Here is a 14,311-nt window from a genome sequence, read left to right as displayed (position 1 = left end):
AGATTGCCGACCGGAAGGGAGCGGCCGATACGATTTTGGTGGCACGTGACCCCGTTAAAAAACCTGGTCCATGGGTTGTTGCGCACTTGAGAGTGGTGACGCCATCCGGCGATCCCGTTTAGGAATCTGACCAATAGCGCAGCCCAGCCCTTCCGCCGGCGTCAGCAGGAGGATTGGATATGAACCCCAAAAGATCGAAGTCGAGGAACGGTGGTAAGATGCCGATGGTGCACCCGAACGCGGGTGCCATCGACGTCGGAGCGACTATGCACATGGCTGCTGTGAGGGCAGATCGCGCACCGGAGCCAGTCCGCAGCTTCGGTACCTTCACGGCCGATCTGCATCGGCTGGTCGACTGGTTTACTGAATGCGGCGTCGAGACCGTCGTCATGGAATCGACCAGCGTCTACTGGATTCCGATTTTCGAGCTTCTCGATGCCCGGGGATTTACCGTGTTTCTTGTCAACGCGCGCGATGCCAAGCAGGTGCCGGGGCGCAAGACCGATGTCAGCGATGCGCAATGGCTGCAGCGGCTCCATTCATTCGGGTTGCTGCGGGCCAGCTTTCGGCCCAAAGGGAAGATTGCCGAGCTGCGAGCCTACGTGCGTCAGCGCGAGCGTCTGCTGGAGTACGCGGCCTCACACATCCAGCATATGCAGAAGGCCTTGACGGAGATGAATCTTCAGCTGCACCACGTTGTCGCCGACATCACCGGCGCGACCGGCCTGCGTATCATACGCGCGATCCTTGCAGGCGAGCGCGATCCGGAGGCGCTGGCGTGCTTGCGCCATTACAGTTGCCACTCCAGCGCCGAGACGATCGCGAAGGCGCTCACCGGAAGCTATCGCGCCGAGCATCTGTTTGCGCTCGAGCAAGCACTTGCGCTTTACGACGCCTACCACGAGAAGGCATTTGCCTGCGACGCCCGGATCGAAGCCGTGTTGAAGGAACTGAGCATCCATCGCGGTCATGGCCATGGATCAGCGCCGCGGGCCTCGCGGCGTCGGAACCGAACCGATCAGGCGAACGCTCCAGCTTTCGACGTCCGCGAGGCGCTGTTCGCGTTGCTCGGAAAGGACATCACCACGATCGACGGCCTCGGTCCTTACCTCTCGCTGAAGCTGATCGCTGAATGCGGCGACGACCTCTCCTCGTGGCCAAGTGCAAAGCATTTTACCTCCTGGCTGGGACTGGCGCCGAGTAACAAGGTCTCCGGCGGCAAAATGCTCTCGTCCCGAACGCGCCGATCCGGCGGCCGGGCGGCGGCACTTCTGCGCCTTGCTGCCGTGACCGTGGGTCGTACGGACACCGCGCTCGGCGCCTTTTATAGACGGCTCTCAGCGCGCATCGGCAAGGCCAAGGCCGTGACCGGCACGGCCCGCAAGATCGCAGTTCTGTTCTACAATGCTGTGCGATACGGAATGGACTATGTCGATCCGGGGGCCTCGTCCTACGAGACGCGTTACCGAACGTGCATATTTCAGTGATCGTGAGCAGCGATTTCGCGCGATCATGAGCGCCGAATTCAGACGATCGTGAGCAGCCTCGCTCCGGCCGAGGCGGTGATAGGGTCAGCGTTCTGGCTGCTCGTCAAGGGTGATGGTTTTGGCGTTGCGTTTTCGCATGCTTTCGCCAGCAAGCTGGAGGCGGTGAGCGTTGTGGACGAGGCGATCCAGAATCGCGTCGCCTAGCGTGGGATCTCCGATAACTTCGTGCCATGTGTCCACAGGGAGTTGGCTGGTTACGATGGTGGAGGAGCGGCCATGGCGATCGTCAAGGATTTCCAGTAGATCGCGCCGCTCGGCAGCGGTGAGCACCGACAATCCCCAATCATCCAAAATCAGAACCTGGGCGCGGCCAAGGGTTTTGAGCAAGCGGGCATAACGTCCATCGCCCCGCGCGAGCCCCAACGCTTCGAACAATCTTGGGACGCGGTGATAGAGGACCGAGCGATTATCTCGGCAGGCCTTGTGGCCGAGGGCACAGGCTAACCAACTTTTGCCCAATCCGGTCGCCCCGGTTATGAGCAAATTCTCGTGGCGATCGATCCAGTCGCCGCTGGCGAGCTTGGCGAAGACGGCCCGGTCGATACCCCGCGGCGTGCGCAAATCGACGTCCTCCACGCAGGCATTCTGGCGGAGCGAGGCCAGCTTGAGGCGCGTGGTGAGCCGCCTGGTGTCGCGTTCCGCCGCTTCCCGGTCGACCAGCAGGCCGATGCGATCTTCGAACGGCAAGGCTTCGAGATCAGGCGATCGTCGCTGCTCCTCGAAGGCCTTGGCCATGCCGCTCAAGCCGAGCTCGATCAGGCGTTCGTGGGTGGGATGGTTGAGCATACAGGTCTCCTTGGCTTCAGTGAAAATAATCGCGGCCGCGGATGTTGCCGTGGCGCAGGGGTTGGTGTTCGGAGGGCTCGTCGAGAAAGGTACGATCCAGACCGTTCTGGAGGATGGAGCGGATCGAGGCGACGGATCGCGCCTTGATCAGAATGCCGCGCCGGCAGGCCGCTTCGACGCGCTCCGCGCTGTAGCTTTTGACCAGTGACAGAATGCCGAGGCAGGTGCGAAAGCCTTGCTCGGGATGCGGCCGGGCCGCGATCACGGCCTGGAAGAAGGCGGCGGTCGACGGACCGATCCGCTCGCCGGCGACGATCACTCCGGCGGGCGTCCATTGACCGTAGCGCCGATGGGCGCTGGGCATATGGTCGGCGATGGTGGTGTGGCCCCGCCGGTTGGGCGCGCGGGCGTGGCTGGCGATCCTGCGGCCGTTGTGGAAGATCTCGACCGTTCTGTCATCGATGCGTGCGTCGACAAGCTCACGGATGAGCCGATACGGCGCGGAATACCAGTGTCCATCGATCTCGATATGATAGTCGGGGCCGATCCGGCATCGCTTCCAGCGTGCGAAAGCGTAAGCCTGGTCCGGCAGCTTTGTAAGCTTGGGCTTGTCGAGCTCGGCGAACAGTTCGGCGCGACTGGCGCCAAAGTCGCGCATCTGCCTTGCATTGAGTTCGACGACGAGTGTTTTGATGGCTGCGTTCAGCTCCGCCAACGAAAAGAAGCGTTGGTTGCGCAGCCGCGCCAGAATCCATCGCTGGGCGACTTGCACCGCAACTTCGACCTTTGCCTTATCTTTTGGGCGCCGCGGCCGGGCTGCGAGAATGGCCGTGCCGTAATGGCTCGCCATCTCGGCATAGGTTCGGTTGAGGCCGGGATCGTGGCGGTCGGGATTGGTGACGGCGGCCTTGAGATTGTCGCAGACTACGAATGTCGGCACGCCGCCGAGGAAGGCGAAAAGATTGATGTGGACCCGGATCCAGTCGGCGAGCCCCTCGCTTGGACAGGCCTCGGCATAGGTATAGTTGGAGGCGCCCATCGCCGCGACGAACAGCTTCATCGACTGCACTTCCCCGTTTGAGGGATCGATGACGTCGATGGTGTCGCCGGCGAAATCCACGAAAACCTTCTCGCCGCCCAGATGCGTCTGCCGCATCGAAGGCCGGGCTCGCCCCTTCCAGGCCTCGTACGTCGTGCAGAACCAGGTGTAGCCGAAGCCATCGGGATGGGTGGCGCGATACTCGTCCCACAGCAGCCGACGGGTCACGTTGCGTCGGCGCAGCTCCTTGTCGACATAGCCCCAGTCGGGAACGGCCCGCTGGGGGCTCTGCGACGCAGGCCTCGGCGCCGGGAAAAGCAGCAGCTCCAGGTCCTCGTCGCTCATTCCGGCCGGCAACGGCCACTTCAGCCCGGCAGCCCCGGCTCGGCGTAGATAGCTGTGCACGGCGCCGTTGCTGATGCCCAAGGTGCGCGCGATGGCTCGCTCCGGCAAGCCTTGAACATGTTTTAAGCGGAGAACCTCTTTGATCCGGCGCATCGACAATCTCTGGGTGGGCATCGGCCTTCCTCGTTCACTGACGAGGCAGTTCCTAAGCCGGTTGAGTTGTCGGCCGAAGCGGGCTGAGTTGCTGAAAAGCTGCTCACGATCCCGCGAAATCCGTGCTCACGATCGTCTGAAATCTCTGCTCACGATCCCCTGAAATCCGTGCTCACGATCCCGCGAAACATGCAACCGAACGCGAGTAGTCAACAATTTGCATCGGCGTGCCAAGGCATTCGGCTTTGTTCTCCAGCCGTTGGAGCCGAAAGTCGGTGCTGCCGTTTCTCAGGAATCGTTCTCCAGCGTCAGTTCGCCGATCTTGGCGTGCAGCGACTTCACGTCGACGGCCGGCGCGGCGGGCGTCACACTTCCAGATCCGAAAACCTCGGAAGCGCTGCCCTCAAGCTGCGATTTCCAGGCCGTGATCTGATTGGGGTGAACATCGAAATGTTCGGCCAGTTGGGCTATCGTCCGATCGCCCTTGACGGCGGCCAGTGCAACCTTCGCCTTGAAGGCCGGTGAGTGGTTCCGGCGGGGTCGTCTGCTCATGGGGGCTCCTGTTCACGGCGACTATCGCCGTTGTCAGGCAGAAATTCCACTTATCGCCCTGTTCAAATTTGCGGAGCCAGCTCTGACCCTTGATCTTCTTTCCCGCGTCGTAGCCGCGAGGGCCGCCACCTTCCGTGGTCTTGACCGATTGGCTGTCGATCACGCCAGCCGTCGGCGAAGCCTCCCGGCCGATCGCCTCGCGCGCGAGCATCAGGAGTGCGTGGTTGATCGATTGCCACAATCCGCTGTCGCGCCATTGGTAGAAATAGTACTGCACCGTGGTCATTGGTGGAAACAGAGTGGGCGGCAGCATGCGCCACGGCAACCCGCCGCGCAGCAGATAGAGCACTGCCTCGACGATGTCGCGATAGCTCCATTTCGGGCGCCGCCCGCGCTTGGCCCGCACAGGAAGCAACCTCTCCAGCACGCCCCATTCCGCATCCGTCAAGTCGCTTGGCAAACGCAGCTCCTCTCGGGCAAACTGTGCCCGGGTGATATCAGTCCACATTCTCGATCCCTTTGATGCTTCGCAACACCAATGGAATCAGAACTCGCTGATATCACTCAACTTATTTTTCGGTCGGACACTAAGGAAGCCTTCGGTAGGACACTCCAAGCGCCCGGATGCTGAACCGTGTCATGTCCGTGGTCCCGCTGTTCAAGTTCATCATTCTGACCTTCTTCGGGTTTTTCGACCTTGGGCTGCCATTGGGAACGTTCGGCCCCCCCGATGTTCTCCGCCTCGGCTTTGGGCCGAAGATGATCTTGACGGTAATCGGCATCGAGTCGATCGTTACGATCGTTAGTCGCCATCGCGCCAGCACGATCTGCGACGAGAATGGCGCGTGTCGCACGGTATTTGCGGGACTCATCGCTGCGATCCTCGCCGCCCTGTTTCTTCGTGGAATGGCGGTCGGCGTAAATTGAGGGGCATTCGCATACGGACGGGGCTATGGGCGCGCCGCCCGAAATCAGGGACCGAGCTGAGATGATCCCGCGCGTCGATGCGCTCATAAAAGGCGCTAAGCAAGACAGGAAGGCCAAGTTAGCTGCGGCGGCCCTCTAGAGCAAAAAAGCCCCGCAAATTGCGGGGCAACAAAGAAAATCCTTTTGCTCAACACTCCTGGGCAAGCATGAGTGTGAGAACACGCGTGGTCTTCTCCGGGTCGGCTGGGTCTTCCGACCCAAACTGACAAAGCGCGTCGTAGTAGTCGATTTTCCAAAAGAACGTCTCTCCCGCCAGATCGAAGCTGCCGAAGTCATGCTCGTCGTGCGGATCATTGCCTGCGTTGAAGTCTGTGAACCGCTGAACCTCGATGAGCGCGCGAGCTTTCACGTCGAGCGGCAGACCTGAAACCCCCGCAGTGATCACAATTTTGCCGCCCATGAAGGTCGCACGAAAGAAGTCGTTGAGCACTCGAATGCGACGCCGCATAGGAGCGTTGGCGATATCACTCATCGTCGCCCTCCGACTTAAATCAGGCCGACGAGAACGAGAACCGATGCGATGGTGTTGCCGCCGCAGGCCTCGCAAAAACCCTGATCTTGGTCGGGCTCCATCGCCGCTGTGTAGTCGCATCCTTCTGTCATGCAGATCGCTGGGCACACGCTGTCAGCTGCAGCTGTTTGCAGAAGATCGTCGAGACTTTGGAAGCCTTCGAGATCGCAGAGCTTCATGAGCTTTACGGCCTTGCGCGAAAGAGCAATGGCGGACATGTTCTTCTCCTCACTACCGTCAGCCCGAACCATTCGGGTGCCGGATAGCAAGGCGGAGCTGCACCGTCCTCAAAACAGCAACAGATCGATCCTCCGTCTCGCTACCGACATCCGAATTGGCGCCGGAAAGAACAATGTCCGAGCGCGATCGTACTTCAGGAGAAAAGCGAGGGTAGGCGCGGGATTATGCCAGTTTGGCAAATGTCTCTATATTGGCTCAAGCGTAGCGGCGCTGAAAGGTATCGATGGCGTTCCATCGATCATAAGCTTGAGATAGATGCGGTAGTTTGGCAGCCTCAAGAGGTCGATTTCCGAAAACCGGCTCTGGAATTCTCGAACGAGATATGGAGCATCTTCGACGCCGACACGGAATGAGATGATAGAGCCGACGTTGCCGAGAACTGCATGGCGTACCTCAGGGGCAAGCTGGTTTAGATACTGATGCGCCACTGTGAAGCCGACGCGGTATTTGCGAAGCTCGGAAAACATGTTCGCCAGCGCGACTGTGGTAAAGCTCTGAAATTCATCGACGTAGACGAAGAAGTCTCGGCGTTTGTCTTGTGGAGTGTCGGCCCGGCTAAAGGCGGCCAGGCCAATCGTTGTGACAAGCAATCCGCCAAGGAGCGACGAGCTATCTTCCCCAAGGTGCCCCTTCGCCAGATTGACCAAGAGAACCTTGCCTTCGTCCATGATCCGGCGGATGTGCAAATCTTCTTCGGGGGCCGTTAGTATCCGATCGAGCCGCGGGTCAGCCAGAAACGCTCCGACCTTGTTCTGGATCGGCGCGGTGCCGTCCGCGCGGTAGCCAAATGAGAATCGCTCGAACTCATTGAGTAGAAACGTCCGAACGGTCTCATTCCGGAGGGATTTGGCGGTTCTTTTACGAAACTCATTGTCGGAGAATATGCGCAGCACGTCATGGAGCGTAGCGTCAGGCTGCTCCAAGAGAGCCATCAGAACATTCCGTAAGATGTGCTCCATACGCACGCCCCATGCGTCCGGCCACATCTTCTTAAAGACATCCATCATGCCGGAAGCCGCGAGAGCAATACGATCTCCGCTGACGTGACGAAGAGGGTTATAACCGTATGGCTGATTTGGGTTGGTTGCGTCGAGGTACACCACCCTATCGGCATGCGCTGCCGAAATGCGCGAAGCGATGCGGGCAACAAGATCGCCATGCGGATCAATGAGCGCAAAGCCGTTTCCGCGCGCCAGATCCTGGAGGGCCATCGTTTCGATCAGCGTGGATTTGCCAGTGCCGGTCTTCCCAATCACGTACATATGCAATAGTCGATCTTCGTCTTTAATGCCAAAGACACGATCGTCATTGCGGAAATCGACTCGCGCAAAGCGAGTGGTGCGATCGGCATCCATATTGGATACGCATGGTTTCGTTTCTTGTTCTCCTGGGCAAGGCCGACGGATTCGCCAATAGCGGTAATGGATTTTGTCTGAATGTTGCGAAGCGCCATTGTCAACTGAGGACCTGGCATATCACTCGAACCTGTGAATTTTGGTGATGTTTGGTCTTACAATTGTGTCCCGTAAGGAAGTATTATTGGAGGGCGATCATCCAGGTTCGAAAACTTCTATCATTGCAGAGAGTGTGGCCCGGGAGGAATGACATGCGGCCGGCACAACGTGACGAAGGTTGTTCGTTTGGCGGCGGCCCTCATATCTCCCTGCAGAAGCCAACGTAAAAGAATTTCTGATGCATTCCAGTGAGTAGCCGAGTGAAATCTGTGCTCCACCGAGTAGACAGATTTATACTCGAGTGCTGCGAACGGAAAACGTCTGCTGCGTTTACATCACCCGGCATAAACGCTTGCCAGGGCCGAACTCGCGGTCTTTGCTCTGTTTGAACAATCTTGAACACCTGCTTAGGCACTTCAATCGATCAACCTGACCTCGGCAGCTCTGTACTTTGAGCGCCGCTTGTTGAAGCGAAGATCGAACGTCACGCGCGTGCCCGGCACCAGATCGGCACCTATGCAGTTGCGTAGTTCGGACATGTGCACGAACAAATCGTCGCCGCTGCGATCATCAGGCCTTATGAAGCCCCAGCCCTTTTCAACACAGTACGAAACTACCGTTCCAGTCAGCATCTTTGCCCTAGCTTGTCGAGATTGGAAGATCGTACATTGACGTTTACGCGACGATATCGAGTCGCGAGCTGTGCCTGCGCGGCTGCTTCGGAGCTGCGGCGGCAGCAAGCGTGACCGAATCCGGTCGCCGGTCGAAGATCCTGTTTCATACCGCCTCACAGCACCAGCGGGACGGACCAGACGCTAGCGGCGACGCGGCGCCGAGCCCGCCCCTAACATCACCGCATCTGGAGTAATTGGTGATGCTGCCCCGGACGGAGCAAGGGCCGTGCCGAATCGAGACTCGGAGGTTCTGTAGGCACTTCGTAGCGGGGCTGTATGATCAAGTTGTCGACATTGGTCTGAAAGCTGACGATCGACGCCAACATTGTCCTGCGCTGGCTGACTACCGACCAATGGCGGGATCACAGTCGCTTGTCGGATCCACTATCCCCGTTCGTCCGGATGGGCTGCGACAACTGGGCTAGCCCAACGCGCAGAAATGGCCCAACCAAAGCGCCGAGTCTGACGCGCCTGAATGCGAAGCCTCGGTGGAAGCGCTGATAATTGTTGGGGAGCGAGGTCGACTTCGGTCCGGAGGGACTTGTCCGCGTTCAACTGCGAAAATGAATGAGGCCGCGAGACGATACAGTCCCGCGGCCTCGCCACCGGAATCTAACGAAAAAACCGTTTAAGTATGAAATCCCTCCGCCGGTGTTCCTCCAGTAGAACACCGTGTTCAAAAAATTGACAATCCGGGCGGCTACGGAGAAAGGAACCGATGGGCGCGACACTCGCGGAGACTTGAGCGCTCACGTTCGATCGAACCTGCGATCCGGTCAATGTTATCATGCGTTGCTCAGATGCGCTCCGGTCCTGCTGTCGCCGAAGAAGACCTCTGCGATTGGTGTGCTTAGCGCAAATCCGCCTTTCACCGGTTCTTTCCGCGGCCTGAAAACAAAAAAGAGTTGGGCTGCACCTGTTTTGGAGCGCGGTTGAACGTGCGGTCTTCTCGCCTTGCTTTCGAATCGAGTTTCGCGCCGAAACTCCATTCCGAATTTGGTACCGAGCACCTGGCGGTCATTCCGAAGAGCGACGCGTGCGAAGCACGAAATTTGTTCTCCATCCATACTGTAAATGAAGCGTATCTTCGGCCGCTCTCACGCACGAGGCTCGCGGCTTTGCCGAAACTCGCTCGCGCCGTTACCCCGATCAGAGTCCAACAAGCGCGAGGTCGGCTCGCATGCATGGCGAGTGTACTGAGTCAGACAAATCGATTCGTATGGTGTCAACGCAAAAAATCTGCACGCTCAAACTTGAACTTAGTGCCCGGCGTTCTCAAATCGCTCTAGTTTGCAGCGCAAACAGTTGAGAGGCCCGTTCGCTAGCTCTAGCACCGACCGGATCAGCACCCAACCGGATGACCGGGAGATGTGATCACGACGCCGGTAGTTTATCCGTGCCGGTTCAAGAGCCGGAATTAGCGCGCGATCGCGCGACGTTGCGTGACGACGTAGTAGCTTAATGAGTCGTCCGTTAAGAATCCGAATTGAGCGGGATGGGACATGTGAACGTGCGCCATATCCGGATCAGGAACAGGTCCAAGAAATCTCTCAGCCAGGCGAGGATGCGGCGGAAGTTGTGGCCTACGGCGGAGAGGACGACGTTGGCGGCGTCTCCTGCGCGGCCTTTGAGGTAGCAGCGCCCGAGGTGACCTTCGGCCTTCAGGTGTCCGATGATGGGCTCGATGGCGGATCGGCGGCGCAACTCGCGCTTGATGATCCCGAAGACGCCGCGCTTCTGGCCGGAGATGAAGACGCGACGTGGATTTTGAGCGTCGTGGCCGCGATACCCCTTGTCGACATAGGCCCGCTCGATCGGACAGCCGGTGAGTGCCTCGGTGCGGTCGATGACGTCGCGCAGGGTGTGACCGTCATACGGATTATCGGGCAGCGCCCTGACGTGTAGCACGAACAGACCGCCGGGAGCTCGGCGGTTGTTGGTGACGATGGAAGCCTTGACGCCGAACTCGTACGGCGCGGAGGCCTTGCCCTTGCCGATGCACTCCACCTCCGGGGCATGGAAAGAATAAAGCTTCCAGCCGCGTTGGCGCTGCTGCTGCGAGCGGATCTGGCTGGCCCGGCCAAGCGGAAGGGCGAACGCCTCCTCCAGGGCTGGCTGGCCGTCGATCTTGCGGCGGATATCGCGGATGATCCGGCCGAGCCTTGAGCGCAGGATACGCAACTGCCGCTGATGCCGCCTGAATTGTTTGGCATGGGCGTAGCGGCCCGCCATCATCGCGGCGGCCTTGGCGATCCGAGAATAGGACTGCCGCAGCCTGACGCCGTGCCTTCTCGCCAGGCGATTGAGCCCCTTGATGGCCGCATGCAGCAGCTTGGCGTCGGTCGGAAAGGTGATGGCCTTTGGCTGCACCGTGGTATCGACCGTGACCCGCTTGAGGTCCTGGCCGCGTAACGCGCCGGCCTCGTGCGCCACCCGCAGGCTCTCGGCCAGCAGCAGTTCCAGCTTGTCGCCGAGCCGCTTGCGCCAATGGCTCAGGTCCGATCGCTCGTGCGGGAAGGCGTGCTGGAAGAACTCTTCGCCGGTGAAGTACTGGAAATACGGGTCGTGGACCCAGCGCTCGCAAATCCCCTCATCGGACAGCCCGTAAATCTGCTTGAGCAACAGCAGCCCGATCATGAAGCGGGTCTCGATCCCCGGCCGGCCGTTCTCGCTGTAGAGCGGCGCGATCTCGCCGTCGATCCAGTCCCAATCGATCTTGCCGGCCAACAGAACCAGCTCGTGCTTCAGATTGATGATCTGGTCCAGCCGCGCCCGGAACAGGTCGTTCGATCCCGTCGTCTTGTGCTTCTTCGGTCGCATCGTCCCCTCCGATGCAACACAGAATCATGGTCCGCTGCGAAAGGGAATCTGGAGGGTTCTGTGAGGTCGCGCTCACGCGAGGGCGCGGCAGGCGCTTATGACGCGACCTCATTGAAGCCGGATTGAACGAAGGCGCGGGAGGCTATTCGCGGTTTTGCAGCTATGGGGATTGTTCGAGATCGCCATGCCCGATCTGCTGGCTCGGCGCGTGAGGCAGAGACACAGGAGTGCGCATCCTGGAAGAGTTGAGATCAGACGCGCTTCGCCTGAGATCGCGATAGGCCTTTTGCTGCATCGGACGGTTGTTGTCGCGCAGTGTGACAGCACGGATTCGACATCGTCCGCGATGATCGAGACGCTGGGAGCGAAATGACGAATGATGATCGTCGTGCACGACATGACTTGGCTCACGATGTGTCGCATCGGAACGGTGATGTTCGAGGGCTGGGGCGTCTGAAGCTATGTCGAAAGCGCTCAATGATGCGCATGACGCCACCACAATCGGGACAGGCAGGAACCTCGGCCCAGGTTTGAGCCTCCGAATCCACAGGCGACGGCTGGCCATCGTTTGGGGCTGTTCGCTCATGATCGAGAAGTTCGCGGCAAAGGGCGAGCTTGGCAGCGCGATGGCGGTTGGCCATGAAGCCGAAGTGGCGGATGCGGTGGAAGCCGTCAGGCGGCGTATGAAGCAGGAAACGGCGAATGAACTCATCGGGCTTGAGATTCATGATCTTTGTCGCGCTGTTTTGGCGATAGTCCTTCCATGAGAAGGCGACATGATCGTCGTCGAGTGCGACGAGCCGGCTGTTGGCGATCGCGACGCGATGGGTGTAGCGGCCGAGATAGGCCAGGACCTGTGCGGGTCCGCCGAAGGGCCGCTTGGCGTAAGCAACCCAGTTGATGCGTCGCATGGCGTCGAGGTGGGCCGCAAAGGCAGCCGGCTCGGCCAGAGCTCCGAGATCGCCGAAGAAACGCAAGGCACCGGAGTTGAAGGCTGCCGACAGACGTTTGAGAAAAAGTGTGCGAAATAGTCTGGACAACGGTTTGACGGCCAGGAAGAAGTTCGGTCGGCAAGCGGTCCAGCGCGCGCCATCGGGCGAGAGGCCGCCACCCGGAACGACGCAATGGACGTGGGGATGATGCATCAGCGTCTGTCCCCAGGTGTGGAGGACGGCGACGCCGCCGATCGCACCGCCGAGCCGGCGTGGATTGGCGGCGAGCGTCGTCATCGCCTCGGCGGCAGCCTTGAACAGGATGGCATAGACGACGGCCTTGTTCTGGAAAGCGATCGCGGCGATCGGTGCGGGAAGTGTAAAGACGACGTGGAAATAGGGAACCGGAAGCAGGTCGGCTTGACGCGCGGCGAGCCACGCGGCTCGGGCTCTCCCCTGACACTTCGGACAGTGCCGATTGCGGCAGGAATTATAGGCAACGCGTGTCGTGCCGCAGTCGTCGCAAGCCTGCATGTGGCCGCCGAGCGCCTCGGTCCGGCACGCAACGATCGCGCTCATCACGCGCCGCTCGACCCGCCCCAGATGACCGGCATGTACACGGCGATAGGCGTCGCCATGCCGGCGCAGAATATCGGCAATCTCGATGGCGGGCCTGTTGGAGCGGATGTCGGAGCGGGTCATGACCCGCATCCCGCTGCGGGTCATCCAGGTGGCGTCACCTCCAGCGACAGGCGATCGAGCGGGCTCTGCGTCGCTCGGATCGTATCGGTGGCGACCTGCGTGTAGCGCGCTGTCGACGACAAATTATTGTGCCCGAGCAAGACCTGGATGATCCGGATATCGGTTCCGTTCTCGAGAAGATGTGTCGCGAAGCTGTGGCGCAGCGTGTGCAGCGTGACGCGCTTGGTCAGGCCCGCAGCCTTCACCGCCGACCGGCAGGCGGCATGCAGCACGGTCTGATCGATCGGATGATCTTCGTCACGACCAGGGAACAGATAAAGCCGCGGCCGGGCGAGCCGCCAGTAGGTGCGCAGGATGCCCAGCAGCTGGGGCGACAGCATCACGTTGCGATCCTTCGCGCCCTTGCCGTGGCGCACCTGGATGACGCCGCGGGCGCTGTCGATGTCTTCGATCCGCAGTCCCGCAACCTCCGAGGCCCTGAGCCCGGCCGCATAGGCGGTGGTGAGCGCGGCGCGGCTCTTCAGGCTCGATACCGCTTCAAGAAACTGAACCACTTCGTCGGCGCTGAGAACGACCGGCAGCTTGCGCGGTTCTCGCGCATAGGGAATGCGCTCTGGGATGAGCGCCTCGCCGAGCGTGACGCCGTAGAAAAACCGTAGCGCACAGACGATCTGGTTCAGCGCCGGCCATGAGATGCCGGTCGAGACCAAATGCACCTGGAAGGCGCGGACGTCTTCCAGCTCTAACCGGTCAGGCGATCGGCCAAAATAGCGGCTGAACTTCGAAACCGCGCTGATGTAGGATCTTTGCGTCGCCGGCGACAGATTGCGGACGGTCATGTCTTCGATCATGCGGCGGCGAAGAGGGCTCAAATCGGCCATCTCGATACTCCTGTCTGAGGGGGTGGGCTCCAACACCCACATCCTCTCAGCCAGGAGGCGATCTATGCCACCTTGCCCCCTACGCCGCGGCAGCGGCTTCGTTCAATCCACAATCGAATTTGCAGGCTTTGGCGGTCTTTACCTCCCAATCCCTGCAATCTCAAACCGTCTCAAATCCGAAAAACAGACTCTCGCTCAATCGCTTAGAGCCTTGTTCACGGACGACCTCTTACATTACCGATCAGAGATGGTAGTGGATCGTAGTCTCACGATCGGCGTCCCACAGAAATCTGAAACGCTCGAGACTATTTTCTGATGGGGATCGAATGAATGTCGAATATGTCAGTTGCGACCACGTATCCAACGTACTATGTCGCTCGATCCGACTACGCGCCTTGGATAATGTGGGTTTATCGTGCCAGCCAGTATGGTAGTCGAACTCGCGGGTGGACTGTTCAGCAGTTCGTCCGCGAATCTCTTCGCGTCAGCCTCACTTGGAAAGGTTCTGGTTTCTCGAATGGGGTATCGATTTGGCCCCTTCGACTGGTTGAAGGAAACATACCAAGTGTGTTGTAGTCATATCCTTTTCGTGCTCAGAGCTATCGCTGAAAGTTGGTGACGGCGGGAATCGGGAAGGCGGCATATCGTGGGGGTGCTTGACGCCTCCACTTCTCCACCGAAGGAGCGA

11 protein-coding genes and 2 pseudogenes are annotated in these 14,311 nt (G+C 59.8%); 2 read left to right on the top strand and 11 right to left on the bottom strand.

The annotated features are described in order from the left end of the window. The first annotated feature begins 179 nt into the window (after positions 1–179). Complete coding sequence (locus HAP41_RS05025) at positions 180–1,487, top strand: IS110 family RNA-guided transposase (RefSeq protein WP_166104792.1); 1,308 nt, start codon at positions 180–182, stop codon at positions 1,485–1,487. Between the two features lie 84 nt (positions 1,488–1,571). Here the strand turns inward: HAP41_RS05025 and istB are convergent, their stop codons facing one another. The 4 genes and pseudogenes from istB to HAP41_RS05005 form a co-directional block, all read right to left on the bottom strand. Further along, a complete protein-coding gene (gene istB, locus HAP41_RS05020; protein ID WP_166063422.1) occupies positions 1,572–2,333 on the bottom strand; it encodes an IS21-like element helper ATPase IstB in 762 nt (253 codons plus the stop codon). A 16-nt stretch (positions 2,334–2,349) separates the two neighbouring features. Then, the gene (gene istA, locus HAP41_RS05015) at positions 2,350–3,891 is read right to left on the bottom strand and encodes an IS21 family transposase (RefSeq protein ID WP_166063394.1); all 1,542 of its coding nucleotides are present in this window, start codon (positions 3,889–3,891) and stop codon (positions 2,350–2,352) included. Positions 3,892–4,164: 273 nt separating this feature from the next. Next, positions 4,165–4,422: pseudogene (locus tag HAP41_RS05010) on the bottom strand (transposase); the annotation flags it as partial. 82 nt (positions 4,423–4,504) lie between these two features. Next, positions 4,505–4,930: pseudogene (locus HAP41_RS05005) on the bottom strand (IS5 family transposase); the annotation flags it as partial. 116 nt (positions 4,931–5,046) lie between these two features. Between HAP41_RS05005 and HAP41_RS05000 the strand changes: the two are divergent. Then, positions 5,047–5,349, top strand: a complete 303-nt coding sequence (locus tag HAP41_RS05000; protein WP_166104795.1) for a hypothetical protein — start codon at positions 5,047–5,049, stop codon at positions 5,347–5,349. 187 nt (positions 5,350–5,536) lie between these two features. On the opposite strand, the gene HAP41_RS04995 is transcribed toward HAP41_RS05000, so the two are convergent. The 7 genes from HAP41_RS04995 to HAP41_RS04965 all read right to left on the bottom strand — a co-directional run bounded on the left by HAP41_RS04995 (position 5,537) and on the right by HAP41_RS04965 (position 13,623). Beyond that, the gene (locus tag HAP41_RS04995; protein WP_175618170.1) at positions 5,537–5,881 is read right to left on the bottom strand and encodes a DUF3768 domain-containing protein; all 345 of its coding nucleotides are present in this window, start codon (positions 5,879–5,881) and stop codon (positions 5,537–5,539) included. Positions 5,882–5,895: 14 nt separating this feature from the next. After that, positions 5,896–6,138, bottom strand: a complete 243-nt coding sequence (locus HAP41_RS04990; RefSeq protein ID WP_126262085.1) for a hypothetical protein — start codon at positions 6,136–6,138, stop codon at positions 5,896–5,898. A gap of 207 nt (positions 6,139–6,345) precedes the next feature. Then, positions 6,346–7,515 carry a type IV secretory system conjugative DNA transfer family protein gene (locus HAP41_RS04985; RefSeq protein WP_166104798.1) on the bottom strand — a complete coding sequence of 390 codons (1,170 nt, stop codon included), beginning with the start codon at positions 7,513–7,515 and terminating at the stop codon, positions 6,346–6,348. 515 nt (positions 7,516–8,030) lie between these two features. Further along, positions 8,031–8,246, bottom strand: coding sequence for a cold-shock protein (locus HAP41_RS04980; protein WP_166104801.1), 216 nt, complete (start codon positions 8,244–8,246; stop codon positions 8,031–8,033). A gap of 1,515 nt (positions 8,247–9,761) precedes the next feature. After that, complete coding sequence (locus tag HAP41_RS04975; protein ID WP_166053956.1) at positions 9,762–11,108, bottom strand: IS5 family transposase; 1,347 nt, start codon at positions 11,106–11,108, stop codon at positions 9,762–9,764. 407 nt (positions 11,109–11,515) lie between these two features. Further along, positions 11,516–12,742, bottom strand: a complete 1,227-nt coding sequence (locus tag HAP41_RS04970; protein WP_166061603.1) for an IS91 family transposase — start codon at positions 12,740–12,742, stop codon at positions 11,516–11,518. Between the two features lie 20 nt (positions 12,743–12,762). After that, positions 12,763–13,623 carry a tyrosine-type recombinase/integrase gene (locus HAP41_RS04965; protein ID WP_029085027.1) on the bottom strand — a complete coding sequence of 287 codons (861 nt, stop codon included), beginning with the start codon at positions 13,621–13,623 and terminating at the stop codon, positions 12,763–12,765. Positions 13,624–14,311: the final 688 nt, after the last annotated feature.

This window comes from Bradyrhizobium barranii subsp. apii (genome assembly GCF_011516635.5).
Classification (GTDB): Bacteria; Pseudomonadota; Alphaproteobacteria; order Rhizobiales; family Xanthobacteraceae; genus Bradyrhizobium; species Bradyrhizobium barranii.
This window is presented reverse-complemented; position numbering and strand designations above follow the sequence as displayed.